Here is a 21,835-nt window from a genome sequence, read left to right as displayed (position 1 = left end):
TCAGTCGACCAGAACGTGCACGGTGCCGGATTTGGCATTGCCGCCGGCTGCAACGACAATCTTCACTCGATCGTTGCCGAGACCGATCTTGTCCTGCACGGCAGTGCCGCCGGCAGCGAAGAGCGCGGCGGCGCCAGCCTGCGTATGCGTCGGCGCGCGCGGGTAGCGCACAGCCGACGCGTTGACGGCGGCCTCTGCCCAGATGCTCTCGCCGGTCGCTTCGGACGTGACTGTGAAGCCGACGCCGTTCGCAAAATCGGTCTTCACATACTGGATGCTGTGAATTTTGCCGGACAGCCGCGGCGTGTAGGCCGTGGCGCTGCCGTCGGCAGCGGTGGTGATGGCTACCTTGTAGCGACGCATGTTTTTCCTCTCGGGAGTTATGGCGCCCTGGGAGATGAGCGCCGGGTGCCGACGGAGCTATTTCCGCCGTTTCGCGGCCTTGTTCGCGGGCGCGGCGCCCTCGGCCTTGTTCTTCGACGCCGGCTCCGCCTTCTCAGCCTTAACCGGGCCAATCAATTCCAGCGTCTTGCCTTCAAGGTGGCCAAGCTCGGCCCGGGTGCCCTCGCGGGTATCGCCTTCCTTGTAGATGCGGTCGCCTTCATGGCCCCGCAGGACTTTCCATTGCAGCTTTTCAGCCATTGCGACCTCCTTCGGTTGATAGAGCGGGCGGCTTTGATGCCGCCCGCCTTGATCAGCCGAACTCCCTCGATCAGGCCGCGAGCGCGGTGTCGAAATCGCCATAGATGAAGGATTCCGGGCGATAGACGGCGAGCGCGACGCGCTCTTCGCCAAGGATCGTGATGAGGTTCTTGGTGAAGTCGTCGTTCTCGAAGCCAGCCTCGACACGCGCATCCCAACGGTCGAAAATCTGCGCACCGAGCTTGAACGCACCGGTCAGGAACTTGCGGACGGTCATCGACTGCGTCTGCACCACGGGCAGGCCCCACAGCGTGGGCGTGATCGAGCCCTGCGGGTTGCCGATGATGTAACGGCCGATATCGTCCTTCTGGGTCTCGATATAGGTCCAGTCGATCGGGTTGAGGACATGGCCGGTGGCCGGGTACTCAGCCAACGCCGCCTGCAGCATTGCGAGGCGAAGCACATCGATCATCGTCATGTCCGCCAGGGAGATCGGCGCCGAATATGCGGTTGCCTGCGGAATGATGCCGTTGAGATTCTGGCCGGTGCCGTCACCGTTCAAAATCTGGGACTCTTCCTTGTAGGCAAGACCATAGATCAGGCGCTGGTCGATCATGGAGCGAAGCTGCGAAATGTCTTCGAGCACCTGGCGCGAGGCCTTCATCCAGTGCGCGATGACCTTTGCCGAAGTCGTCATCAGGTCGAGCTTGATGTCCGAAGACGGCTTCGAGGTGCCTTCCGCCACCATGCCGGCATTGTTGGTGAAGCCGGTTTCCCTTGACGTATTCCAGCGTGCTGCCGTCCATGCGGCCGGTCGAGATCAGGTCGCGGACGGTCAGGCGGCGCTGCGGCAGCGGCAGGATGCCAGGCAAACGGGTCGGCGCGATGGCGTCGCCGACGGCGCCGGCCGTATCGGTCGTCGCCGACGTAAGCGTTGCCTTGATCCGCAGATCGGTCTTGCCCTTGCTCGGCGAGCTGGCCAGCCACGACTTGACGCTCTCGGCCTCGACGAACTGCTCGCCGAACGACTTGGCCTTCTGATCGTCCTTTGGGCCTTCGCGGGCGATCTTCTGCTCGAGCGTGGTGAGCTGCTCGTTCAGACCGTTCATCTTGGTCAGCGCCTGGTCGGCTTTTTCCTTGGTGGACTTGGTCAGATCCTCGCCGGCCTTGGCCTTGCCAAGGGCCTCCTCGGCGATCGCCTTGACGTCGTCGAGCGCCTTCTGAAACTTCTCCTTGACCTCTTTGGCCAGGGTTTCGACGTCGACGCCTTCGCGGCCTTCGTTCGGCTTTTCAAACGCGATGCGGGGGCCGATGGCGGAGCAGGCGAGCAAAGCAATGCCGCCCGCGACAATGCGGTGGTTCTTGATCATAACGATGTCCTTCGAACAGTTGGTGAGTGATCAGCCGCGCAGGAGCGCCTGCAGGAATGCGGCCGGTTCTTTCGCCTTGCTGCCCTCGGACTCGCTCCGAATGGCCTTCGCATAGCCGACAGAGGCGATCTGTACGGCCATGGCTTTGGGGACGCCTGCCTCGCGCAGGATGTCCTCGAAATCTTTGACGGGCATGGGGTCGCCATCGCGTAGCCGGCGGGCGAATTCATCCATGCGCTCGGATTTGACTGCCTCGATCCGCGCCCGGCGGTTCGCCGGAAAGGTGACCGGGCTGATCTCGTAGAGGCTGAGCTTCTTGAGCAGGCGCACAGCCTGTTCCTGGTCGGCTTCCTCCTCCTTGTAGCCGATCGACAGGCCGCCGATGGCCTTGTTCTTGGCGAGCGTGTGCACCTCGCGGGCGCGCTGTATGTCGAGCAGGAACCGGCCCTTGCCCCACAGGCCTTTCGCGTCTTCCGCAAGGTCTTCCCAGACGCCGATCGGCTGGTAGATATCGTGGTTCCACAGCATGAGCACATTGCTGCCCTCGCGCTTGTGGCGGGCGAGGCTTTCGACGAAGGCGCCAGGCATCACCTTTTCGCCGTAGGAATCGACGTTCCCGAAGATCGAGCCGTAGCCCTCGAATGTGCCGTCATCCGACAGGTCCTTGACCTGCAGGGCGAAATCCTTCGTCTTCATTTCGGACCTCCGATCAGGTTCTGTTGGTCGGCCGGATCAGCCGTGATGGGGATGTTCTGCATCTGCATGCGCGGCACGTCCCCGCCCTCGACCTTCGGCATGTTCTCGCGCATGCGGACCTCGTTGATGGTCATGGCGCCGATCGAGGTCATGTCCTTGTAGAAGGCGGAGCGGCCGGCGCTGTCGGCGCGCAGCAGGCCTTCGAGGTTGAACTCGATCGAGATGCCGTCAGCCCTGTCCTGCGGCGTCAGCAACTGCTTTTCGAGCGCTTGTTCGATGCGCTTCAGACGACGGCGCAGCGTGAACTTCTGCAGGATCAGGCCCTGCTGTTCGACGCCGGTCGGCCAGCTTGTGGTTTTCGATGTGTGGCCGATCATGACCGGTGGCACGCCGAAGAAGCGGCAAATCTCCTCGACCGAAAACGCGCGCGATTCGAGCATCTGCGCGTCTTCCGGTTTCAGGGTGAACTGCACCCAGTCCGTGCCGCCTTCGAGCACCAGAGGCTTGCCGGCGTTGTCGGCGCCGATCTTGTCGGCGATCTTCTTTTCCGCGATGTCGCGCTGATCCTGCGTCAGCCACTTATCGAACTTCAGGCCGCCGGATGGGCGCAGGCCGTTGGCGAAAGTCTTCCCGGCCGCCTTGTCCGTCGCGCGAGCAAGCGAGAAGGCGTGGCGACCGAAATGCAGTGTCGACATGCCGCCGAGCGGGTCGCCGCCCGGGCCGCGAATGTGCAGCATCGTCTGATCGGTCTCGACATACGCCCGGCCTTCATATGACCACCGATATTCGAGCGTGCCGTTGACCAGGCGGCGGACCGACACCAGGTCGGGACGCACCGGCACCAGCGCGGCGATAGCGGTCGATCCGCGGAGTTGCCGCGCATAGGCGTTGCCCCATAACTCGATCGACGAGGCCATGAAGTCCCAGAAGTCGACCGCGGTCTGATCGAAGTTAGGGCTGTCATGCAGCAGCCGATAGAGGGGATGATCCCTGGCGACTTCCCGCGTGCCGTCTGCCAAGGTCCGATAGAGCATCAGAGGCAGCGACGAGATCGTGCCGGCCAGCAGATTGACGCATCCCCAGACCGCGGAGAGTGCGAGCGCGTTGCTACCTGTCACGGGCTCGCCGGCATCGCCGATCTGCCCGGCCGGATACCAGCCGTCCGGCTCCCGCACCGTGAGCGCGCGAACCACCATGTCGGCCATCTTGCGAAAGAGCTTCAAGCGGCACCTGCCAGGGATTTGAAGTAATCGCCCATGTTGCCTTCAGGCGACGCTTCGGGGTTCCAGCTCATCAGGATCGCCGCGCACAGCATGGCGATCACTGGGTCTATCTTGGTGCGGCCGGCGGCTTGCTTCGTGGCCATGTTGCCGTTGCCCTTGACCTCGATCTTCACGTTGCCGACTGACCAGCGCATCATGTCGGACCCGTCGTGGCTGATCGTGTCGTCGCTCAGCTTGTGCTCAAGACCCCACAGCGCCGGCGAAAGCGCCGGGCCCTGGCGCAGCCGGTGCAGCATCAGGCCCTCGATCTTCTTGAGCGCCAGCGCGTCGACGAAAGCGGCGATGTTGTTCGGATCGAAGCCGACGGCGTTTTTCTCAGGCAGCAGGCCGGCATCGCGCACCTGTGCAGCGATCGCCGCGATCCGCTCGATGTACTGCGAGACCTCGCAGAAGGCGAGAGAACCTTCCGCCTCGAAATCCAGCAGCCGCGGCGCGATCTCCTTGCGCACCTCGAGCACTTTTGGATGCGCGAAAGCATGAGTCCAGACTAGCCAGCGTCGCGTCACTTTCTCACGGCCAATGACGCAAACGCCAAAGAGATCGTCCAGGCCGCCGCCGTCGGCGCCGACGACTGCCACCTCCGATCGCTCGACCAGCGATTCCAGCGTCAGCGTCTCGTCGGCGCGAAGGTCCCAATACTCGGCGCCGCGCCATCCATCGCCGGCGAGGCCGACGCCGATCTCGATGTTGAGATGCTGGCTGGCCCAGATCTGCTCGGCTTCCTTGGTTGCCGAGCCGTTGTTTTCGTAGTCATCGATCAGGCGCTGCGGGCTGATCGAGCGCCCGATGTTCGGCAGCAGGTACTTCCAGTGACGTCGATCGCGCCAGTAGCCCTGGTCGCGTTGCAGGTCGGCCGGGAACTCGTAGAGCACCGGCAACAGGATTGGCGAGCGCCCGCCCTTGCCGTCACGTATCCGTCGAGCCTTGTCGAGTTCCGTCTTCCATATTCCGGCCGGCTGTTCGTCCGACTGGGTCGTGATCATCAGGACCTGGCCGCCCTGCATGGTGATGCCGCCGCCGCGTATCTGTTGCATGACGGCGGCGGCCTTCGGCTTCTTGCCGAGTTCGTGCAGCTCGTCGATGATCGTCAAGATCGGGATTTCGCCCGTGACGATCGAGGTGTCGAAGGTCTTCACGTCGAGTTTTGTGCCGGTCTTGTGCCGGGTGATGCACTTCAGGTGATCCTGCACCTTGAAGATGGCATCGAGCCGGGTATCGAGCCGGATCATGCCCTGCGCCTGGTCGAAGCACCGTTCCGAGATGTTCTGGCTCGGCGCCACGATCAGCATCTGCCGGTTCGGCGCTTCCTCCATGAATAGTGCCGTCAGGCCGAGCGCGGCGACGTAAGTCGTTTTCGAGTTCTTCTTGGGAACCATGCAGAGCAGTTCCCAGACCAGGCGCTGTTTCGTCGCCGGATCCTCGCTGGCGAGGAAGGCGACCAGGATTTCGCGGAACCACTCGCCGCAGGCCTGTGCCAGCGGCGGGTTGCCGGGCACGTCCGGCAGCTTCAGTCGATTGAAGAAGGCCAGCGCCTTCGCCGCCTTGTCCTGGTTGACCGGAACATCCGCCATCGGCGTCTGTCCGGCCTGAATGCGCTCCCACCAATCCGGGCAGGCGAAGCGCGGTGGCGCCTCAATGGCGAGCATTCTGCGTTGCCGCTTCGCTTTCCAGCTCGGCCATCAGGTCGGCGTCGGCCGCGTGTGCACGCTGTTCGTCGACGACCTTCTTGCCGACCTTCTCTGGCCTGTCCTCGTCGCGTCCCTTGCCCATCGAGGCCTCGATCGACATGCGGTCGTTGCGGTCGATCATGACGCCCAGTTCGCGCAAGGCGGTGACGTTGCCGGCATTCGCCTGCTCGAAGGCGATCTCGAAGCGGCGAGCATCGAGCCGATCGCGCATGGCGTCGCGGTCCTTCATGTCGGCTCTAAAATACCGCTTCAACGTCGCCGGCGAGACGCCGAGCGCATTGGCAATCCGCTGGTTTGCCCAGCCCAAAGCGAGCAAGAGCTTGACTTTGTTGCGATCTTTTTCGGTCGGCTCATACGGCGGACGGCCGCGGTTACCGAAGCCCTCACGAACCGGATGACCGAAGAGGTCAAAATTCGGCTCCATCGAAAAAAAATCTCCGAATGTGGGGGACGCGGGTCCAGCGGCGAGGGGGCTCCAGACTTTCGGCCCACCCCCTCTGGTCGACCGTCAATACCAAACGCCGCGCTGCTGCAGGGTTGCCTGCTCTGCCTTCTGCGCTTCGCTGTCGTGCCATTCCTTGGAGACAGCCATCAGGTTGGTCTCATCCCAGAACAGAGCTTCGTTGCCGCGATGCTCTTTGTCGTGGTGGATGACCGGACTGTTCGGTGCAGGGTGCTTGCCTATCAGCAGCACGCCAGTCTTGCGGCAGGTGTACATGTCGCGAAGCAGGATGCGCTCGCGCAGCCGCTGCCATCGCACGGTCTTGTACCAGCGCCGCCATGGCGCTGCGTCGCTGCTCATTGTGTCTGGAATCTTTTCCATTGCGGTGAAGCTGGGGTGCTTCACCTGGGGCTGATGGCGCGGTCCACCTCTCGGCGTGCGACTCTTTCAGCTCGTCCTGGGGGAGACTCGCTAATCCAGTTTCGTGACTTCTGCAAGGTCGAAGCCGATGGCCGTCTTGCGACCGAAGATGTCCACTTCGACCGATACCTTGCGCTTGTCGCCGAGCATCAGGACCACAGCCTCGAAGCCGGCGAACGGACCGCTGTCGATCGCCACCTTGTCGCCTGCCTTTAGCGCGTTGGTGAGCAGCCGGATCGCTTCCGGATCCTGCGCGATACGGGCTTGAAACTTCACGATTTCCTGCTCGCTGACAGGGCTTGGATTGTCGCATCCTCCTATTGGACCGAGCACGCTTTTGATGGTGCGAAGCCCTGCCCATGTCACTGGGCAGGACACCACTTTCACGAAGATGTAGCCGGGAAAGGATGGCAGGCGGACCGGCTCGAGCGACTGGTGTTTGCGACCGCCACGGCGCTTCGGTTCGACTTCCGTGTGCAGCATGACGCGCTCGACATTGGCATCTTCAAGCGACTTATCCACAGCAATGTCGGCCCGATCCTCGACCCGGAGCACATACCAATGCGCTTCCGGGCCATCCATTCCTGCCGCGGCAAGCAGCGCCTGCTCTCGCCGGCGCAATGCGATTCGCCTGTCGCTTTTCTGCCATGCGCGGTCGACGTTGATGATCTCGCCTGTCGAGGGATCGACCCAGGCACGCTCACCGTCACTCAGCCGCTTGCTGCCGATCGCCATCATCAGATGTTCCTCGTACCGCCTTTTCGAATGCTGCCAGTCCGTCCGGTCCGCCAACCGGGAAGTAGGCCACGCGGCCAGGGTCAGGCAGCCATGGCCAGCCGCGTTGTTGGAAACAGGCCTTCCAGTCGTTCCACAGCGGTATGTCCACAGGCACGGCGACCATCTGGCCCTTCAGTGCATGCCAGCGCTCGCCGAAGCGATAGCCGCGCCCTTGGCGCGCCATGCCGAACAGCTTGAACAGATGCGGCCACCGCTCAGCGAAAGCGGTCGCCGCCGGATTAGTCGGACCGTCCAGCATGTGGCCCAGCACCCACGCCATCCACACCGGTCCGAAAGGCGGCGCATAATCCTCAGCCTCGGCAGCCGGCGCGGCCTTCGGCGGCAGCTTCTCCCAGCGCTTCTCAGCGAGATACACAGCGAAGGTGCAAATCACCGTCCGGCCGCCGACCTTGGCGCTGGCCACGTAATCGCCCATGCGATCGGCGGCCATGTCGCGCTCCGCCTCGGTCAGCTTGCGCGCCTCGGCCAGCGCCTTCGGCCCGCTGTCGCTGATGTAGCTCGGCCAGTTCGGATGCGCCTTCTTCAGCCAGCGCTCGATTGCCTTTTCTTCCTCGCGCGTGCGCTCTCTCTCGGATTCGTTCTGAATCGACGTTCTAAGAGGGTCGTTCTTAGGTGCCGGTTCTGGACCGGCAGGGGGTGCCGGTTCTGGACCGGCAGGGGGTGCCGATATACCGGCAGGGGTGCCGGCCTGCCGGGAGGGGTAATCCGCACTGGAATCGACCTCGCGCACGCTGCCAGGATCGAGGTGTTTCGGATCGAGGATGACGCGATAGACATGCGGGCTGTCGCGACCGTTCTGCTCTTCCTGCACATAGCGCTCAAGGTAGCCGGCCTTGACCAGCCGCTCGATCGCCTCGAATACGGTCGCGCGCGCGCAGCCCATCTCATCGGCCATCTTGACCTGGCTCTTGCGGCACCAGCCGAGATCGTCAGTATGGCGCCCAAGCACGCACAGCACCTGCAGGTCGCGCGGCTTCAGCGCCCTGTCGGTCGCCGCGCGGGCCGGAATGATCGAAAGGCGAGGACCGGTCATATGCCACCGCCCTGGTCGTGACAGATCTCAGATGCTCGACCACGAAACAGTTCTCTGGTTATTCTGAGCGAGGAAGAGGGGCGGGTGAAATGGGCTACGTCTTTAAAGCGTTGGGGCGCTTCGACGCATTTGTCGAAAGTCTGGCAGGCCCCACCGTCAAGTTCATTGAGACCAGGGCTATCTTCAAGATTTTGGCCAATTTGGCGGCGGTAGCCGGCTTTATCGTCCTTTTGCTCACGGCCTTGCAAATTCGAGCCGATTTTGCAGACCGGGCGGCCGATCGATTGGTGAAGGCCGAGGATGCCAAGGCACGTGCGTGGGAAGTTTTGCTCCGTCCTGCCGGCGGCAACACCGGAAAGGGAGCGGCGCTGACCTATTTGGTCAACCAGGACAAGGACCTTACCGGGGTGGACCTGTCGTGCAAGACCCTCGGAGGTTGGGATGATGAAAAAGGAAGATGTACACGGGCGGTTATCTTCTCCGACGTTGAATTCGCTGGACCAAGTTCGCAAGAGTTCTATTGGAACGTTGACATGTCCAAAATCGACTTCAGCGATGCGGCCTTCTATGGTGCGAAATTCACAGACTTTTCGCTTCGGGAAGTCGATTTCAGTCGTACTGAATTCAACAATCTCGAAGCCCGAGATTCTTATATCACCGGCAGGTTCGATGACGCCAAAATCGTCGGATGCAGCTTGATAGAGACCACGCTGATCCCCTCTGGCAAACCGCCCACCATAGATCTTTGCGACGTTTCTGGCGCGACTCTCAACTGGCCGGGCGATACCATCAAGGGACGGCTCTTTGCGTGGGCAGACAAACCTCCGCTTAGATCTGGAACGAAGAAGTTGCCCGGTCCTTTTGGACCCTACGAAGCGGCAACGCCCCTCGCTCAGCCGGCGCTGGACAAGATAACACTTTGCGATCCGCCCAAAGATAAAGCTGGAAAACCACTTCCATTGGGTCAGCGACCAAGCCTTGAGGGGATACTTCCGACAGTGAGAGTCGATCTCTGTCGCCGATTGACCACGGACCAGGCCAAGGCCAAATTTCCCGAGGCTTTTCGACCAACGAGCTTCCCTAATTGGCTGAAAACGTGGTCCCATAACTAACTTCATCGTCCCGCCTTCAGCCATGCGGCGAAGTCTGCCCGCAGCGCTTTCCACGCGTCGGCCGGTTCCCCGCCATCGTTGAGTTGTTTTCGTGAGGTGACGCCGAGGAGCGAGCGCACGCGCTGCGCCACCCGGTCATCCGTCAGCGGCCGTTCCAGCCCGTGCCGCTCTTCGAGGTAGACCTTGAAGCGCGCGTCCTGGCATTTCATCCAGCATTCGGCCGCGAAGTTCTTGTCCGTGGCAGGCTCGCCGGCCGGCTTGTTCCGGCGCACCGGTTCGCCGCGCAGTTCATGAATCTCGGAAAACGCACGCGTCAGAAGGCGTAGAAGGAAACGCACCGTATCGGGCGCCGCGCAGACAAAGGCGACCTCGTCGACGCTGGCGTGATCGCCGAAGCGGGCAAGCACATAGCGCTCGCCATAGTCGCCGCATGCCTCGATGAGCGCGCCCTTCTCATCATGCGCGCGCGTCCAGTCGCACGGCCCAAGCGCGTCGATCGCTACCTTGATGGCCTTCAGCTTGGCGGCGTCAGGTGAGAGCGTATGCGCGTTCATGGCGGCATCCGCCCGAATTTGCGCATGGCGCGCCCGAGATCGAGCGCGGCCTTTTCCAGCTCGCGTCGCGCAGCAATCTCGCGCTTGGTGTATTTTGCATCCTCCAGCCGGTCGACCGTTCGAGCAACCAGCCGGCAGGCCTCCATGATGATCTCGTCGGCCGTGCTGGCCTTCGGCTTCGCGGCGATTTTCGCTGCCGCCAGCCGCTCCACTTCGGCAAGCAGCATCTCGCGCACGACCGGCGCCAGCTTCCGCGCAAGCTTGCCCTCGATCTGGTTTTCGACGGGCGCGGTCATCTGCTCGACCTTTCCAGAATTCCGAGCAGCGTTGCCGTTGCACCCGACATCGGCATGGTGCCGCCGAGATTGCCGCGATGGCGCGGCTTCGACAGCGTCTCGGCCAGCATGTCGAGGTAGTGCTCGCCCTCGCGGAAGGCGGCGCGGCGGCAATAGGTGACGAAGGTCGTGCGCCAGCGCATCAGCGTGAACACGGGCGCGGAAAGCAGCACATTGGCGCGCGCGGCATCGTCCTCGGCGTCGCGCATCGCCTTTACGTGCGGGTCGAGGCTTTCGGTGGAATGCGTCATCTGGAATTGACCCTCATGCGCGCGATCTCGTCACGCGTTTCACGTTTGTCAGATGGTGTAACCATATGATCTAAAATGGTTTTTACCGTCGTGCGGCGGCGCGGGTTGCGCCCGAGATAGAGGTATGGGTCGAGGCCGGCATACTCGCAAAGCAAGAGGTAGTTGCCGGCCGACAGCGTCTTGCCGTTTATGGCGCGCGACAGCATCGCCCGGTCCGTTTCCGGCCAGACGTCCTCGGCCTTGCGCAGCGAATAGCCGAGATGATCGAGGCGCTGCTGAAATGCGTCGGCGAAGCGGTGGAAGGCGATTTCAGCCATGCTCCTGCCCTCCATGGGTGAGCACTACGCCGAAGTCGGACGGGAAATGACCGAGCACCGCCCAAAGCCGCGCGCGCGGTTCGGGCGTTGGCAGCCGGCCCATCCAGGCCGAATGCATCTGGTTGACAGTCACACACGCCAGCTTGCGCAGCCGGGTCTTCTCGCGCTCGGCGGCAGTCTGGAATTTCAGGCGGGGTGTGCGCGCATGCGCGGCGACGCACCGGGCATATAGGAAGAGCTGCAGCATCGCGGGCGAGAAGGACGGAGCGCTCATGCTGTCATCCTTGCGAAAAGCGGTGCGCCGGCACCGGAAGCGCGAGCGTCAAGTGCGGCTGCACATGCGGGGTTGAGCCACAGAACTTCAACGCGCTCGCGAGCGCCGTCGGCAAACGCCTTTGTCTCAATCCGGCGCCAGTTGGTCAGCGCATCGTCATAGAGCGGATCCGGATAGCCGGAGAGAATGACCATGCCTTTGAGATCAGCCAGGAAGGCGAGCAGCGCGGCATGATCGTTCCGGCTAAGTTCGTGCCGGTACATGCGCCATGCGAGATCGTAGCGGTTTCCCCGAGCTCGAGTTTCGGGCAGATACGGCGGGTCGACGTAATGCAGCGTCTCGCCGCTGTCGTGCTGCGCCATCACCACCTTGGCATCGCGGTTCTCAATCACAACGCCGGCGAGGCGCGCCACCATCGCCGCAAGCACGTCGGGATAGTTCGCCCAATCCTGCGCCGGCGTCGTGCCGGAGCGGTTCGAGTTCGATCGAAAGCCGGTTGAGCGATGGCCTTTGTGCTGACTGGCATGCGCGTTGCTGCCGAAGCCCATATACGAGCGCACCAACAGCCGGCGCGAACGCTCGATCGGATCCTCGGACGGCTGGTATGCGCCCTTGAATTCGCCGCGCGCGAAGGGCGTCAATCGAAGAAGGCGCTCAAGCTCAGCAGCCGAGGCGCGGTCGCGCAGAACGCGGAATAGGGTGACGACCTCGTCGTCGAGATCATTGTAGATCTCACCGTAGGAACGGGGCTTTCGCATCAGCACGCTGCCGCCGCCGCCGAAAGGCTCGACATAGATCTTGTGCGCGGGGAAGAAACCGATGATCCACGGCGCGAGCTTCCACTTGCCGCCATGCCAGCGAAGAACGGGACGAGTGGGGGCGTTCATGACGCCCTCGCCAAGCCGCCACCAGGCATGTTATGCCCTTTGCGGCGGGGGCATCCAGTATGACTGAACAAAACGACGAGAATTTCTGGGAGACTGCTCAGACCTGGCAAGCATTGGCGATTGCTCTCGCAATTATCACTCCGATCGCTTGCTCTTTTTTCCTCCCATGGATACTTGCCGCGCCCGATGACGAGGCCATGCTTCGCCGAGTTCAGATGGCTGGTAGCGCCGGAGCGCTCGGGGTCACTTTGGTGACATTCTGCACCGTGGTGTGGCGCGGGCTGATCTCCACTCAACAGGCTAAGTTGCAACGCATCCAGATTGACAAACTTTCCGCTCAGATCGCCGCAACGGACGAGAATAACTTGGCACTGCGGCTCCAAAAGGGAGCAGAATTGCTGGCCGAGCCCGGCAAGCGATCCCACGTTAGCGCTGGACTGGTGACGCTCCAGGCAGTTGCCACCACACCGAACTCGCCTTTTGCTATTGAGGCGATGAACTTGATCGCGGATTTTGTTGAGGAACGCGGCAAGACAAGTCACACAAACACTGGGGTGCAGCTTGCTATCGCCGCTTTGGAAAAGTCCTGGCTCAAGACCGGCTTGCGGGCAGAACGCAAACTTGAGTTTGAAACCGAATTCACTGACACGGGCCGGCAGAAGCCCACGAATTGGCGCATCGTAAGGGGCGTAGCGGGGGCTATCTACGACGATGGGACTTTTCGGAGAGCCGAGGTGGAAGTCGGGCCGAGCGACGAAATTTGGTTTCTCGACTGCCTTTTTATTAGAAGCGCAGTGGCGGTGAACGGTTGGTTCGTTCGTTGCAAATTCAGGACCTGCACAATTCGTAGCGTGGACAATTTTTCGGGCCACGACTTTGGTAGTTGTGATTTTTCTGGAGCAACTATCGGTGACGTTGCCGTCCCAGATTTGCGTAAGGCTCAAAACTGGTTCGATCCAGAAAGACCACCCACGATCATCGGGGATCGACCTATCGAGTGGTCGGACCATTTCTTGGTCGGGAAGCCGCCGCCCTCTCAGAGGAAATCTGGTCAAAAGCAGTAAGTTCATGCCGCCTCAGCCTTTCTGGCGCACTGCTCCTTTGCCGTCTCCGGCGGTGACGCTTCAAAGCCCCAATGGTCCCAGCCCGGACGCGCGCGTCGCGCGAAAAGCTCCAGCCGTGCCACACCGGGAAACAGCTTCTCGATTTGCTCGGCGAAAAAATCTGGCTTGGCCGAATGCTTGCCCTTACGCTCGCGATGGACGGTTTCAGGCTGGGTGCCAGGCAAGGGCGCGGCGATGTCGCCGCGGCGGCCGATCAGCAGCAGCTCGTGGCGGTCGCGGCCCCAATAGCCGGTGCCGGCGACTTCCTTGTCCCAGATCCAGTGATGCACATAGGTGAAGCCGCACGCTTCGAGCACGCGAAGCGCGTCGAGCAGCATCGGGTTTGTGGCCCACAGGAAGCAGACGGCCGGATGATCGCCGCCGATGAGACCTGCCAGCAGCGCGCAAATCTCGTCGGTCGTCAGCGTCGGATAATGGTTCTCCGCGCTCTTCTCGCGCCCGGTCACTTCCGAGCGCACACCGAAGCGCCAGGGTGGATCGGCATAGTAGACCGGATAGAGGCGCGCGAGCTTGGCCGGTGCCGAGGCGCGGCCTTTCTCGGCGACGAAATCCATGTGCGCCAAGCGCACAGTGTGGCGCATCTTCTGCCGCGCCTCACGGATCGCCTTCGCCTTGGCGATGATCTCTTTCTCTTCGCGTGCCAGCACTTCGCGCTGCGCTTCCAACGCAAGGTCGGAGATCGCCTCGCCGGCATGCACGGAAACGCGGCCCTCGCGGATCGCCTCGACGAGCTCGCCGGCGCCATGGTCGCGGATGCGCTTGGCGGCTGCTACGGCGCGCTCGGAAATTGACAGCCGGCGCGCAGCTTCGCGGGTCTGCAAATTTGCAGACCCTCCCGTATGCTGGTTGATGCCGCGTTCCCAGTCGACGATCTGCGCCGCCACCATGGCGCGTTGGCTTTCGGTCAGGTGCCGGCGATGCAGGTTGAGCGAAAGCACGAAGCCGAGTGGATCATCGCCTTCGTAATCGACGAAGCGCGGCTCGACATCGGCGAAGCGGCAGGCGGCCAGCCGGTTGCGCCCGTCCAGCACCTTGCCGTCGAGCAGCACGATTGGCTCGCGCTGGCCATAAGTCACGATATCGTCGGCCAGCTCGCCGATCTCCGTTTCGGAAAGCATCGGGAACAGCTCGGCCAGCGGATGCGCCTGCAGGTCGCTCATGCCGCCACCGCCTTCCGGCGCTTGCGCTTGCGGCGCACCACGCCGTTCGCGGCGTCGCGCCGCTTCTGGTTCTCGATATGGCTGACCATCTCCAGATGGTCGGGATTGACGCACAGCCGCTGCCGGCATTTGTGGTCGATCTGCTTGTTGCGCGGCACGTAGCCGAACTCGTTGGTGAAGCTCACGATATGCGCCGCGCATGTGCGGTCGTTCAGCTTCATGCGCGGATAGCCGCCGCCGCGTCCGTCGCCGGAATCCGAGCCGGTCCAGATGTGGCACGGCGTCTCGTAGCCGGTGTCGGTCACCTCGACACAGGCCATGATCCTTTCGCGAATGAGGTCGCGGCGGGCGAGCGGCGAATTCATCAGTCGCCCACGACCTTCAGCCCGCCGGCGGCCTTGGCGCCGGCAAGCACCTTGCGGTATTCGCCGATGGCGTTGTTGAGCTTGGCGAGCGAGCGGTCGATCTGCGCGCTTTCAGACGGCGTCAGTTCGCCATCGGCGAAGGCGAGCGCGCCTTCCGTCATCAGCTCGCCCATGCGCACGACCGTCTCGGCATGGGCCGTCATGATGTTGCCATTGGCGGCTGTCGTCTCGACTTCGGCCAGGCGGCGCCCCCGCGCGGTGATGATGGCTTCGCTCATGTCGAAGCGGCCGGTTTCCTCCTCGAGCGCGAACATCGCGTCGAGCGGCATCAGCTCCGTGCTGTCGGCATTGGCCCAGCGGCCGACTGTCGACTTTCCATAGGAGCAGACCAAGGCGGCGCGCTCGATACCGCCGGCGGCGGCGATCAGGTCGCGCTGCTTGGCCTTGAGCAGGAAGTGGCGGGCATTCGCGTTCGGTACCATCGTGGGCCTCCTCAGGCACAAAAGGTTCCCGCGCCGGGAAATCCCGGCGTCGTTTCCCGTGGCGGGAAAGGTTTTTCGGAGTCAGGTTGCGGGCCAGTCCCTCACGGAGGTCCGCAGTTCGATGTCTTCATGGTCCGCCGCTCCTGAATCGGTTCGCCGCCCAGCGGGCGTAGCCCGGCACGTCGGCAAGATCCTCGATGTCGTCGGCGCCGCGCGCGAGCAGGGCGGGCACGCCGATCGCGTTGCCGCCTTCGGCAATAGCCCATGCCAGCGCCTCGACCTCGCCACGCCCGCGATAGGCGGCGATCAGCGACAGGATGAATCGCGAGGCTTCAGAAAGGGCGACCGCGCCGTCGCATGGCTCCGTTGCAAGCGGCGCGGTCTGGTCCTGCCCCGCGGTGAACGGGCAGGAGGTCGCGCGGTCAGGCTCTTGGGAGAGGGCCGGCGCGGAACGTGGAACCAGACGATCGTTGAAATCGGCGGAGGCGAGCAGGCTCATGCGGCCACCTCTCGCGTTACGAAGCGCTCGGGGATGCTGAAGAAGTCGTTTGGCATCACCTGGCCGTCGGTGATTTCAACGATGCGCTCAATCTGATCCTTGCGCGGAATGCGCTCTTCGTTGGCCCATTTACGAACACCAGACGCAGAGACGTCGCCCAAGAGCGCCGCCAGCGCGTCAGGAGACAGGTCATTCATGCGCATGAATTCAGAGAGCTTCATAATGGCGCGGATACTTCCCCAATCCGGGGAACATTGTCAACCCCAATATGGGGAACGACAGCAACTTCACTCTCATGCCACTTTCCCCGCTATGGGAAACAGGCTCAAAGAACTGCGCGAAGAAGCGGGCTGGACACACGACCAGGCCGCCCAGGCGATGGGAGTGTCCCGCGGCCAGTTCATCAAGCTGGAGCGAGGAGAGCGTCGGCTAACGGCGGATTATATGGCTCGGGCCGCCAAAGCGTTTGGCGTGCAGCCCTCCGCCATTATGGAAGAGTTGACGGTTCCGGTGCTTGGATACGTCGGCGCCGGCGCAGCTGCTCACTTCTACGTCGACGCCCAAGGTCCATTGGATGAGGTTCCAATGCCGCCCGAAGGCAACGAGAAGACAGTGGCGTTGGAAGTACGCGGCGATTCGCTTGGTTCATTCTTCAACCAATGGCTTGTGTACTATGACGAGGTCCGCAATCCCGTAACGCCTGATCTCGTCGGCAAGGTTGTGATCTGCGAGACGGTCGATGGACGAGTCTTGGTCAAGAAGCTGATGCGCGGTCCGCGTCCTGGCTATTATAACCTCCACTCACAGACTGAGAGTCCGATCGAGGACGTTGAGCTCGTTTGGGCGGCGAAAGTCACGCACATGTCGCCACGCTGATATTCCCCATTTTGGGGTTGACACATTCCCCATAATGGGAAAGATTTGCCTCCACTCGCATTCCGCGAGCGGAGATAGACACATGATCGCTTACGCGCTGCACGAAACCATGCCGAAGCCGCCCAAGACGGCCTTGGTCGAGAAAACCCTTGTCGAGCGCATGGCCGACCGCGTTCTCGAACTTGGCATGAACGGCATCGCCGTCACCAAGGACGTGCTTTTCGAGCACACCAGCTTCACGTTAGAAGAGATCGAGCAGCACGGACGCGAGGCGTGCAACCTTGCCCGCTCGCGCGCCGTCCGCCGCGTGGCCTGACGGCCATGCGGACAACCGCGCAGTTGCCTCCATGGGCCGTCGCCGAGAGGCTGATCGCCGAAGCAGCCAAATCGCCTGAGCACGAGGCGTGGATTGCGCGCCAGCTCATGGCGCGGCGTCGCCCGTCCGAGATCCTGACCGACCTCAGCCGCGCGACCGATCCCGCCAAGGTCATCGCCGCGATCGGCGGCGACGGCCCGGCAGGTCTCGTCTTCGCATGTCTGATCACCTTCGCCACGCCATTCCTCGCGCTCGGATGGCTGCTGCCATGATAAAGCATCAGACAACGTTCAAGAGGCACGAAGGTAAGGTGCTCTTCATCTGCCGCCGCTGGCCGGATTGCCTCTGCGGCGACGATTGCATCGACGACAGGCCGGCGGAATCGAAAACCGCCCGCCGCATCCTGATCTGCCTGATGATCGCCACCGCCTTGATCGGCGTTGGCCTGCTCTATGTGGGGCTGCGCTAATGTCTGCCCATTGCCTTGTCGATAACCTCGGTGAAGTTGGGAGGGTCGACGCTGTCGCCACCATGGCCCGGGGCCGGCCGGCAAAGCGCTTGCAGGATCAGGGCACGGTCTTCGACTGTAGCTCCACCTTGTTCGATCATTTTGTAGTACGTCTCGATAATAGTGGCGCGCTGCCTAGCATCATCCATAAGCAACATCGACCGAATGTTGAACCTCACCACAAGCTTGATGAGCCAGAAGTAGAGTGCGAGTGGAATGGTGACGATCACCAGCCGGCTAACGGTTGCTATGGTCAACACAACCGGGTTCTGTTGGTTTGCTACGTCAACGCCGGCCGCTTCGGTCAGGTGTTTGAGCAACGCAATTACCGCATCGTTTTCCCATATAGCGAATGCCGGAATAGCGACGAGGAGGAGAAACAGTACCGCCCCAGAGAGCGCGAGAGCCCACCATGCTGCGTTGGCCCGGTCCGTCCAGTAGATTCTGATGCCCTGGTAGGTCGAGCGAGTTTTCGCCGCATCCAGAAAACTGTTGAGCTTCGATTCAGCATCAACGGTCCTCGCGTCGATATCGACGGAGAAGTCGTCGATTTTCTGACGCAGATCCTTGGCTTGGCTGTCAAATTCACCTGCCTGTTTGGCAGCCGTTTCGGCCGCTTCAAGTGCGTGGTTCGCCCGAGATGTCAACGTCTCGATGGTCTGTTCCAACCTAGCCGCCGAGGCAGCCATTTGGCTCCTCAGGTCGCTCTGGAGCCCGGTCGATACGGCGGCAAGGTTGCTCATTTGCTTGGCGATGGACCCCGAGCGGTCAAGCGGAGCCTCTTCCAACGCTCGCCATGCCGCATAGCTGGCGAGTTCTGTTGGAACAGGGAAGGGTATTTGACTTTGCGGCCGCACGAAGTCGCGCATCTCAAACAGAACTCCCGCCGTGAATGCGCTCATCAAATCATCGAACCGCCCGTCGGGCCCGGCCGTTCTGCCCTTCAAGCTTTCTGCAACTCTTTCCAAGTCCGCGTTTGTCACTACTGGAATGGCAGCGCTGAGAACACTTTGGCCTTCAACGACACGGACCTCGGCAGGTGCGTTCGCAGTCGCTTGAGCGACAAGCTGGTCGGTGAATGTGCGGACTGCCGAGGTGGTCCCGGTCTCAGTCGTCACAGCTTGCATATGGCTGGCGAATGCAGCCGCAATCTTGCGATAAATTTGGGCCTGCTCTTTTTGATAAAGATTTGTCGCTTCGCGAGAGTTGGCGCCGCCAGGATCGTAAGTCTTAGATCCAAGTATCGATCGGATCAGATTGTAAGTTTCTGCGTTCATCGGCGCTCTCCCCACTACAGCAACGACTTCGCAAATGACTTCGGGCGACGCAAGCATTTGTTGTGGGGGAAATGGTAATGAGCAAGCGCATATCTCTTCGCCCAAACGACTTAGTCAAGGCCTTGTGCGCCCTCCGGCAGGCCGGGGTCGAGCCGTGCACGCTCGACGTGCTGCCGGACGGCACACACCGCTGGCACTTTACGAAACCCGCCAATGCTGATGAAGATGACCTTGATCGCGAGCTGGCGGAGTTCGACGCGAAGCATGGTCATGGTTGAACTGAAGGGCCTTCACACCGTCAAGGCCAAGGGCAAAGTCTACTACTACGCCTGGCGCGGCGGCCCGGCCATCAAGGGCGAGCCGGGTACACCGGCGTTTCAGGACTCCTATAACGAGGCAATCGCCAGTCGCGCGGCGCCGGACAGCAACAAGTTCAGCGCCTCGATCATCCGCTATCGCGCCAGCGCCGATTACAAGAAGCTCGCCGAATCGACGCGGCGCAATTGGGGTCCGTGGCTCGACCGCATCGCCGACCATTTCGGCGCGCTGTCTGTGCGCCAGTTTGACCGGCCTGAGAAGATCAGGCCGAGGATCCGGGCGTGGCGCGCGAAATACGCCGATACGCCGCGCGCCGCCGACTATGGCATGCAGGTGCTGTCGCGCGTGCTCTCCTTCGAGGTCGACCGCGGCGCGATCGCCTCTAACCCGTGCGAAGGCATCAAGCAGCTCTATTCCGGCTCGCGCTCGGAGATTATCTGGACCGACGCCGATATCGCGCGGCTGAAGGCCGTCTGCTCGAAGGAGGTCGCTTTCGCGGTTGACCTCGCCGCTCACACAGGCCTGCGCGTCGGAGACTTGATCCGCCTGTCCTGGTCACATGTCGGCGAGGACGCGATCACAATCACGACCGGCAAGAGCAAGCACCGGCGGGAGGCGGTGATCCCGCTTTACGACGCGCTGCGCAACGTGCTGGCCAGGATCCCGCGCCGCTCGCCAGTGATCCTCACATCGAGCAAAGGCCGGCCGTGGGTCAAGGACGGCCTCGGCAGCTCATTCGTGAAGGCGAAGAAGGACGCTTGGCCTGAAGGCGAAAACCTCAACTTTCACGACCTGCGCGGCACCGCCTGCACGAAGTTCTACACCGCGGGCCTTACCGAGCGCGAGATCGCCGAGATCATGGCTTGGGAGGAAGAAACCGTCTCCCGCATCATACGCCGCTACGTCAGCCGCGGCGCCGCGATCAAGGAGCGGATAAGACGGCTCAACCAGACAATGTCGACCTGATAGATCGATTATTTTCCTCGCTACCCTGATGCAGTGCAGCATGGATGCTGCTTTACATTCAGCACTTAAAAGTGTCTTTCTGCAGTTGGGCATGAGTCGACTTGAAACATCTGGGGCAGTCCATGGCGTTTGCAGAGCGTAAGGTTATCATTGAGGAAATTGAAAAGCTTCGAGGTTCAAAAGTCATATGCTATCTGACAAGCGTGCGCCCTAATCTTCAGGCGTCAATGGCGCAAGACGCCGTAAGAGTATTTTTTGACCATCTCAGACTCCTCCCCGAGCGGCCGGCGAAAAAGATTGACGTATTTTTGTGCAGCAATGGGGGAAACGGAACCGTTCCGTGGCGTCTCATTTCGCTCCTTAGAGAGTTTTCCGACGTTATAGGCGTCATACTGCCATATCGAGCGTATAGCGCGGCCACGATGCTGGCGCTCGGCGCCGATGAGATTGTTATGCATCCGTTTGCGGAGATGGGTCCGATCGATCCTACGGTCACGAATGACTTCAACCCACTTGATCCTCAGACTAATCAGCGACTTGGCATCAGTGTTGAAGACGTCAAGGCTTACGTCTCGTTTGTGAGGGACACAGTTGGTATTAGACATGAGGACGAACTCGTAAAGGCGGTCGAGATTCTATCTCAGAAGGTACACCCCCTGGCGATCGGAAATGTCGAGCGGTTCATTTCGCAGAGCAGGATGATCGCTAGAAAAATTCTTTTGACGCACATGAGCGAAGAGACGAGCAAGCACAAGATAGACGAAATAATCGAAACGCTGGCGTCGAAGCTCTATTTTCACGGCCATCCAATCAACCGAAAAGAGGCCAGAGACCTCGGGCTTCAGGTCGCGGAAAATCCGCAACCGCAATTGGAGGAACTAATTTGGCAGCTTTATCTCGATTTCGAGGTTGAGTTCAAAAACTCCGAGGCGTTCGATCCCGTGAGTGAGCTGTTTGCAAGCACCCCGGCGCCTGTGCCGATCAATCCTGCTGCGCCACCTCAGAACGCTGGAATACCCTTGGGAACAAGCGTTGTACATGACCTAAAATTCGCAGCAGTGGAAACAGCACGACTGTCAAGCTCATACGATGTCAAGAAGCGTCTAGTTGTATACGGGCATCAAAGCGTTTTCGAGCCGATGATACGCGAAGAGAGTCTGAAACAGGGATGGACTCACACGCCAGCAGCGTGAGCCACTTTACCCAAGGTTGTGCCCGAATCGACCGGCAACTCCTTGCCAGCACAATCCCTGTAGCGGCGGTTTGGTGCAGCGGTGTCCACACCTTGGGGGGTGGACCGGAGTTCGCCGACCTGTGCTGGCGTCACAAGAATGATTGTCGAGATTTTCTGCTTGGCAATCGTTATGGGCCCCGCGACACCGTACTTCAAAGTTTCGTGCGTAGTGTCCATAGTAGTGCTCAGCCCCGGTTCCCTCAGTCTGGCATATTGCCAACTAGCGCTAAGACATCAAGAGTCGACGTAAATAAATCGTTAACTTTTGATAAACAGATATCAAAAATTTCCCATTTGCGACATTTTTTGTCGCAAATTGAACGCTGCCAAATGTTCATATTTTATTAATCGACCTTTGGTTGTCGTGGGTCGCAGGCTCAAACGGAGAACGATGGCTGTAAAACTGGCGGTAAAACGGCCTTAGTTTGCCAACGCCGGGATAGTGATCAAGGCGTTGCGCTGCAAGGTGGAGCGGGTAGCGGGAATCGAACCCGCGCGTTCAGCTTGGGAAGCTGACAGGCTACCATTACATCATACCCGCGCGCGCCCTCGTTACCATGAGGCCCGGGCTGCAAGCAATCGGCAAAGCAGACCTGATGTTCCGCGCA

At 61.3% G+C, this 21,835-nt stretch carries 30 protein-coding genes, 1 tRNA gene and 1 pseudogene; 9 read left to right on the top strand and 23 right to left on the bottom strand.

Going from position 1 to position 21,835, the window contains the following annotated elements; translation table 11 throughout:
• The 10 genes and pseudogenes from DPM35_RS13845 to DPM35_RS13800 form a co-directional block, all read right to left on the bottom strand.
• The gene (locus DPM35_RS13845) at nt 1–363 is read right to left on the bottom strand and encodes a hypothetical protein (RefSeq protein ID WP_112127859.1); all 363 of its coding nucleotides are present in this window, start codon (nt 361–363) and stop codon (nt 1–3) included.
• 57 nt (nt 364–420) lie between these two features.
• Nucleotides 421–642, bottom strand: coding sequence for a hypothetical protein (locus DPM35_RS13840; RefSeq protein ID WP_112127858.1), 222 nt, complete (start codon nt 640–642; stop codon nt 421–423).
• Nucleotides 643–712: 70 nt separating this feature from the next.
• A pseudogene (locus DPM35_RS13835) lies at nt 713–2,012 on the bottom strand (phage major capsid protein).
• A 30-nt stretch (nt 2,013–2,042) separates the two neighbouring features.
• Nucleotides 2,043–2,708, bottom strand: coding sequence for an HK97 family phage prohead protease (locus DPM35_RS13830; protein WP_073984744.1), 666 nt, complete (start codon nt 2,706–2,708; stop codon nt 2,043–2,045).
• Complete coding sequence (locus tag DPM35_RS13825) at nt 2,705–3,931, bottom strand: phage portal protein (protein WP_112127857.1); 1,227 nt, start codon at nt 3,929–3,931, stop codon at nt 2,705–2,707. Before DPM35_RS13825 ends, DPM35_RS13830 begins: the two co-directional genes overlap by 4 nt.
• Nucleotides 3,928–5,637 carry a terminase TerL endonuclease subunit gene (locus DPM35_RS13820; RefSeq protein WP_112127856.1) on the bottom strand — a complete coding sequence of 570 codons (1,710 nt, stop codon included), beginning with the start codon at nt 5,635–5,637 and terminating at the stop codon, nt 3,928–3,930. Before DPM35_RS13820 ends, DPM35_RS13825 begins: the two co-directional genes overlap by 4 nt.
• Nucleotides 5,624–6,103: a helix-turn-helix domain-containing protein gene (locus DPM35_RS13815; protein ID WP_112127855.1), complete on the bottom strand. Its 480-nt coding sequence runs from the start codon at nt 6,101–6,103 to the stop codon at nt 5,624–5,626. The genes DPM35_RS13820 and DPM35_RS13815 overlap by 14 nt, the downstream gene beginning before the upstream one ends.
• An 84-nt stretch (nt 6,104–6,187) precedes the next feature.
• Nucleotides 6,188–6,481, bottom strand: coding sequence for an HNH endonuclease (locus tag DPM35_RS13810; RefSeq protein WP_112127854.1), 294 nt, complete (start codon nt 6,479–6,481; stop codon nt 6,188–6,190).
• Between the two features lie 111 nt (nt 6,482–6,592).
• Entirely contained in the window at nt 6,593–7,279 is a 687-nt protein-coding gene (gene nusG / locus DPM35_RS13805) for a transcription termination/antitermination protein NusG (RefSeq protein ID WP_245431535.1), read from the bottom strand.
• Nucleotides 7,248–8,372: a helix-turn-helix domain-containing protein gene (locus DPM35_RS13800; protein WP_112127853.1), complete on the bottom strand. Its 1,125-nt coding sequence runs from the start codon at nt 8,370–8,372 to the stop codon at nt 7,248–7,250. Before DPM35_RS13800 ends, nusG begins: the two co-directional genes overlap by 32 nt.
• 89 nt (nt 8,373–8,461) lie before the next feature.
• On the opposite strand from DPM35_RS13800, the gene DPM35_RS13795 reads away from it, so the two are divergent.
• Complete coding sequence (locus DPM35_RS13795; protein ID WP_112127852.1) at nt 8,462–9,484, top strand: pentapeptide repeat-containing protein; 1,023 nt, start codon at nt 8,462–8,464, stop codon at nt 9,482–9,484.
• A gap of 2 nt (nt 9,485–9,486) precedes the next feature.
• Here the strand turns inward: DPM35_RS13795 and DPM35_RS13790 are convergent, their stop codons facing one another.
• The 6 genes from DPM35_RS13790 to DPM35_RS13765 are packed head-to-tail and all read right to left on the bottom strand — an operon-like array spanning nt 9,487 to nt 12,102.
• Entirely contained in the window at nt 9,487–10,038 is a 552-nt protein-coding gene (locus DPM35_RS13790; protein ID WP_112127851.1) for a hypothetical protein, read from the bottom strand.
• A complete protein-coding gene (locus tag DPM35_RS13785; RefSeq protein ID WP_112127850.1) occupies nt 10,035–10,334 on the bottom strand; it encodes a hypothetical protein in 300 nt (99 codons plus the stop codon). The genes DPM35_RS13790 and DPM35_RS13785 overlap by 4 nt, the downstream gene beginning before the upstream one ends.
• Nucleotides 10,331–10,624, bottom strand: a complete 294-nt coding sequence (locus tag DPM35_RS13780; protein ID WP_112127849.1) for a hypothetical protein — start codon at nt 10,622–10,624, stop codon at nt 10,331–10,333. Before DPM35_RS13780 ends, DPM35_RS13785 begins: the two co-directional genes overlap by 4 nt.
• Nucleotides 10,621–10,941, bottom strand: a complete 321-nt coding sequence (locus DPM35_RS13775) for a hypothetical protein (protein ID WP_112127848.1) — start codon at nt 10,939–10,941, stop codon at nt 10,621–10,623. Before DPM35_RS13775 ends, DPM35_RS13780 begins: the two co-directional genes overlap by 4 nt.
• Entirely contained in the window at nt 10,934–11,215 is a 282-nt protein-coding gene (locus DPM35_RS13770) for a hypothetical protein (RefSeq protein WP_112127847.1), read from the bottom strand. The genes DPM35_RS13775 and DPM35_RS13770 overlap by 8 nt, the downstream gene beginning before the upstream one ends.
• Complete coding sequence (locus DPM35_RS13765; protein WP_112127846.1) at nt 11,212–12,102, bottom strand: DNA adenine methylase; 891 nt, start codon at nt 12,100–12,102, stop codon at nt 11,212–11,214. Before DPM35_RS13765 ends, DPM35_RS13770 begins: the two co-directional genes overlap by 4 nt.
• A 59-nt stretch (nt 12,103–12,161) precedes the next feature.
• Here DPM35_RS13765 and DPM35_RS13760 point away from each other — a divergent pair, with 59 nt between their 5' ends.
• Nucleotides 12,162–13,166, top strand: a complete 1,005-nt coding sequence (locus DPM35_RS13760) for a hypothetical protein (RefSeq protein ID WP_146767949.1) — start codon at nt 12,162–12,164, stop codon at nt 13,164–13,166.
• A 2-nt stretch (nt 13,167–13,168) separates the two neighbouring features.
• On the opposite strand, the gene DPM35_RS13755 is transcribed toward DPM35_RS13760, so the two are convergent.
• The 5 genes from DPM35_RS13755 to DPM35_RS13735 form a co-directional block, all read right to left on the bottom strand.
• Nucleotides 13,169–14,344: an MT-A70 family methyltransferase gene (locus tag DPM35_RS13755; protein WP_425373381.1), complete on the bottom strand. Its 1,176-nt coding sequence runs from the start codon at nt 14,342–14,344 to the stop codon at nt 13,169–13,171.
• Nucleotides 14,345–14,382: 38 nt separating this feature from the next.
• Nucleotides 14,383–14,751: an HNH endonuclease signature motif containing protein gene (locus tag DPM35_RS13750; RefSeq protein ID WP_112127843.1), complete on the bottom strand. Its 369-nt coding sequence runs from the start codon at nt 14,749–14,751 to the stop codon at nt 14,383–14,385.
• Nucleotides 14,751–15,233, bottom strand: a complete 483-nt coding sequence (locus DPM35_RS13745; RefSeq protein ID WP_112127842.1) for a phage regulatory CII family protein — start codon at nt 15,231–15,233, stop codon at nt 14,751–14,753. The genes DPM35_RS13750 and DPM35_RS13745 overlap by 1 nt, the downstream gene beginning before the upstream one ends.
• A gap of 127 nt (nt 15,234–15,360) precedes the next feature.
• The gene (locus DPM35_RS13740) at nt 15,361–15,732 is read right to left on the bottom strand and encodes a hypothetical protein (protein WP_112127841.1); all 372 of its coding nucleotides are present in this window, start codon (nt 15,730–15,732) and stop codon (nt 15,361–15,363) included.
• A complete protein-coding gene (locus DPM35_RS13735) occupies nt 15,729–15,953 on the bottom strand; it encodes a helix-turn-helix transcriptional regulator (RefSeq protein ID WP_112127840.1) in 225 nt (74 codons plus the stop codon). Before DPM35_RS13735 ends, DPM35_RS13740 begins: the two co-directional genes overlap by 4 nt.
• A 1-nt stretch (nt 15,954) precedes the next feature.
• Between DPM35_RS13735 and DPM35_RS13730 the strand changes: the two genes are divergently transcribed.
• From DPM35_RS13730 to DPM35_RS13715, 4 genes are all read left to right on the top strand, one after another.
• Nucleotides 15,955–16,608 carry an XRE family transcriptional regulator gene (locus DPM35_RS13730; RefSeq protein ID WP_245431534.1) on the top strand — a complete coding sequence of 218 codons (654 nt, stop codon included), beginning with the start codon at nt 15,955–15,957 and terminating at the stop codon, nt 16,606–16,608.
• 82 nt (nt 16,609–16,690) lie between these two features.
• Complete coding sequence (locus DPM35_RS13725) at nt 16,691–16,924, top strand: hypothetical protein (protein WP_112127838.1); 234 nt, start codon at nt 16,691–16,693, stop codon at nt 16,922–16,924.
• 5 nt (nt 16,925–16,929) lie between these two features.
• Complete coding sequence (locus DPM35_RS13720) at nt 16,930–17,196, top strand: hypothetical protein (protein ID WP_146767948.1); 267 nt, start codon at nt 16,930–16,932, stop codon at nt 17,194–17,196.
• A complete protein-coding gene (locus DPM35_RS13715; protein WP_112127836.1) occupies nt 17,193–17,393 on the top strand; it encodes a hypothetical protein in 201 nt (66 codons plus the stop codon). The genes DPM35_RS13720 and DPM35_RS13715 overlap by 4 nt, the downstream gene beginning before the upstream one ends.
• Here the strand turns inward: DPM35_RS13715 and DPM35_RS13710 are convergent.
• Complete coding sequence (locus tag DPM35_RS13710; RefSeq protein WP_146767947.1) at nt 17,390–18,709, bottom strand: DUF6161 domain-containing protein; 1,320 nt, start codon at nt 18,707–18,709, stop codon at nt 17,390–17,392. The two genes, DPM35_RS13715 and DPM35_RS13710, sit on opposite strands and share 4 nt — an antisense overlap.
• 77 nt (nt 18,710–18,786) lie before the next feature.
• Here DPM35_RS13710 and DPM35_RS32185 point away from each other — a divergent pair, with 77 nt between their 5' ends.
• From DPM35_RS32185 to DPM35_RS13700, 3 genes are all read left to right on the top strand, one after another.
• Complete coding sequence (locus DPM35_RS32185) at nt 18,787–18,987, top strand: hypothetical protein (protein ID WP_146767946.1); 201 nt, start codon at nt 18,787–18,789, stop codon at nt 18,985–18,987.
• Nucleotides 18,974–19,993 carry a tyrosine-type recombinase/integrase gene (locus tag DPM35_RS13705; RefSeq protein WP_112127834.1) on the top strand — a complete coding sequence of 340 codons (1,020 nt, stop codon included), beginning with the start codon at nt 18,974–18,976 and terminating at the stop codon, nt 19,991–19,993. Before DPM35_RS32185 ends, DPM35_RS13705 begins: the two co-directional genes overlap by 14 nt.
• A 122-nt stretch (nt 19,994–20,115) precedes the next feature.
• A complete protein-coding gene (locus DPM35_RS13700; RefSeq protein ID WP_112127833.1) occupies nt 20,116–21,186 on the top strand; it encodes an SDH family Clp fold serine proteinase in 1,071 nt (356 codons plus the stop codon).
• 508 nt (nt 21,187–21,694) lie between these two features.
• Here the strand turns inward: DPM35_RS13700 and DPM35_RS13695 are convergent.
• A tRNA-Gly gene (locus tag DPM35_RS13695) sits at nt 21,695–21,768 on the bottom strand.
• Nucleotides 21,769–21,835 lie beyond the last annotated feature (67 nt).

It is taken from the genome of Mesorhizobium atlanticum (assembly GCF_003289965.1).
GTDB lineage: Bacteria > Pseudomonadota > Alphaproteobacteria > Rhizobiales > Rhizobiaceae > Mesorhizobium > Mesorhizobium atlanticum.
The sequence above is the reverse complement of the archived record's forward strand: the minus strand, read 5'-3'. Positions and strand labels throughout refer to the sequence as shown.

Excerpts from the sequence above, each read along its gene's own strand:
- DPM35_RS13845 (WP_112127859.1), bottom strand. The coding sequence starts at position 363 with ATGCGTCGCTACAAGGTAGCCATCACCACCGCTGCCGACGGCAGCGCC.
- DPM35_RS13840 (WP_112127858.1), bottom strand. The coding sequence starts at position 642 with ATGGCTGAAAAGCTGCAATGGAAAGTCCTGCGGGGCCATGAAGGCGAC.
- DPM35_RS13830 (WP_073984744.1), bottom strand. The coding sequence starts at position 2,708 with ATGAAGACGAAGGATTTCGCCCTGCAGGTCAAGGACCTGTCGGATGAC.
- DPM35_RS13820 (WP_112127856.1), bottom strand. The coding sequence starts at position 5,637 with ATGCTCGCCATTGAGGCGCCACCGCGCTTCGCCTGCCCGGATTGGTGG.
- DPM35_RS13815 (WP_112127855.1), bottom strand. The coding sequence starts at position 6,103 with ATGGAGCCGAATTTTGACCTCTTCGGTCATCCGGTTCGTGAGGGCTTC.
- DPM35_RS13810 (WP_112127854.1), bottom strand. The coding sequence starts at position 6,481 with ATGAGCAGCGACGCAGCGCCATGGCGGCGCTGGTACAAGACCGTGCGA.
- nusG (WP_245431535.1), bottom strand. The coding sequence starts at position 7,279 with ATGATGGCGATCGGCAGCAAGCGGCTGAGTGACGGTGAGCGTGCCTGG.
- DPM35_RS13800 (WP_112127853.1), bottom strand. The coding sequence starts at position 8,372 with ATGACCGGTCCTCGCCTTTCGATCATTCCGGCCCGCGCGGCGACCGAC.
- DPM35_RS13795 (WP_112127852.1), top strand. The coding sequence starts at position 8,462 with ATGGGCTACGTCTTTAAAGCGTTGGGGCGCTTCGACGCATTTGTCGAA.
- DPM35_RS13790 (WP_112127851.1), bottom strand. The coding sequence starts at position 10,038 with ATGAACGCGCATACGCTCTCACCTGACGCCGCCAAGCTGAAGGCCATC.
- DPM35_RS13785 (WP_112127850.1), bottom strand. The coding sequence starts at position 10,334 with ATGACCGCGCCCGTCGAAAACCAGATCGAGGGCAAGCTTGCGCGGAAG.
- DPM35_RS13780 (WP_112127849.1), bottom strand. The coding sequence starts at position 10,624 with ATGACGCATTCCACCGAAAGCCTCGACCCGCACGTAAAGGCGATGCGC.
- DPM35_RS13775 (WP_112127848.1), bottom strand. The coding sequence starts at position 10,941 with ATGGCTGAAATCGCCTTCCACCGCTTCGCCGACGCATTTCAGCAGCGC.
- DPM35_RS13770 (WP_112127847.1), bottom strand. The coding sequence starts at position 11,215 with ATGAGCGCTCCGTCCTTCTCGCCCGCGATGCTGCAGCTCTTCCTATAT.
- DPM35_RS13765 (WP_112127846.1), bottom strand. The coding sequence starts at position 12,102 with ATGAACGCCCCCACTCGTCCCGTTCTTCGCTGGCATGGCGGCAAGTGG.
- DPM35_RS13760 (WP_146767949.1), top strand. The coding sequence starts at position 12,162 with ATGACTGAACAAAACGACGAGAATTTCTGGGAGACTGCTCAGACCTGG.
- DPM35_RS13755 (WP_425373381.1), bottom strand. The coding sequence starts at position 14,344 with ATGCTTTCCGAAACGGAGATCGGCGAGCTGGCCGACGATATCGTGACT.
- DPM35_RS13750 (WP_112127843.1), bottom strand. The coding sequence starts at position 14,751 with ATGAATTCGCCGCTCGCCCGCCGCGACCTCATTCGCGAAAGGATCATG.
- DPM35_RS13745 (WP_112127842.1), bottom strand. The coding sequence starts at position 15,233 with ATGGTACCGAACGCGAATGCCCGCCACTTCCTGCTCAAGGCCAAGCAG.
- DPM35_RS13740 (WP_112127841.1), bottom strand. The coding sequence starts at position 15,732 with ATGAGCCTGCTCGCCTCCGCCGATTTCAACGATCGTCTGGTTCCACGT.
- DPM35_RS13735 (WP_112127840.1), bottom strand. The coding sequence starts at position 15,953 with ATGAAGCTCTCTGAATTCATGCGCATGAATGACCTGTCTCCTGACGCG.
- DPM35_RS13730 (WP_245431534.1), top strand. The coding sequence starts at position 15,955 with ATGGCGCGGATACTTCCCCAATCCGGGGAACATTGTCAACCCCAATAT.
- DPM35_RS13725 (WP_112127838.1), top strand. The coding sequence starts at position 16,691 with ATGATCGCTTACGCGCTGCACGAAACCATGCCGAAGCCGCCCAAGACG.
- DPM35_RS13720 (WP_146767948.1), top strand. The coding sequence starts at position 16,930 with ATGCGGACAACCGCGCAGTTGCCTCCATGGGCCGTCGCCGAGAGGCTG.
- DPM35_RS13715 (WP_112127836.1), top strand. The coding sequence starts at position 17,193 with ATGATAAAGCATCAGACAACGTTCAAGAGGCACGAAGGTAAGGTGCTC.
- DPM35_RS13710 (WP_146767947.1), bottom strand. The coding sequence starts at position 18,709 with ATGAACGCAGAAACTTACAATCTGATCCGATCGATACTTGGATCTAAG.
- DPM35_RS32185 (WP_146767946.1), top strand. The coding sequence starts at position 18,787 with ATGAGCAAGCGCATATCTCTTCGCCCAAACGACTTAGTCAAGGCCTTG.
- DPM35_RS13705 (WP_112127834.1), top strand. The coding sequence starts at position 18,974 with ATGGTCATGGTTGAACTGAAGGGCCTTCACACCGTCAAGGCCAAGGGC.
- DPM35_RS13700 (WP_112127833.1), top strand. The coding sequence starts at position 20,116 with ATGGCGTTTGCAGAGCGTAAGGTTATCATTGAGGAAATTGAAAAGCTT.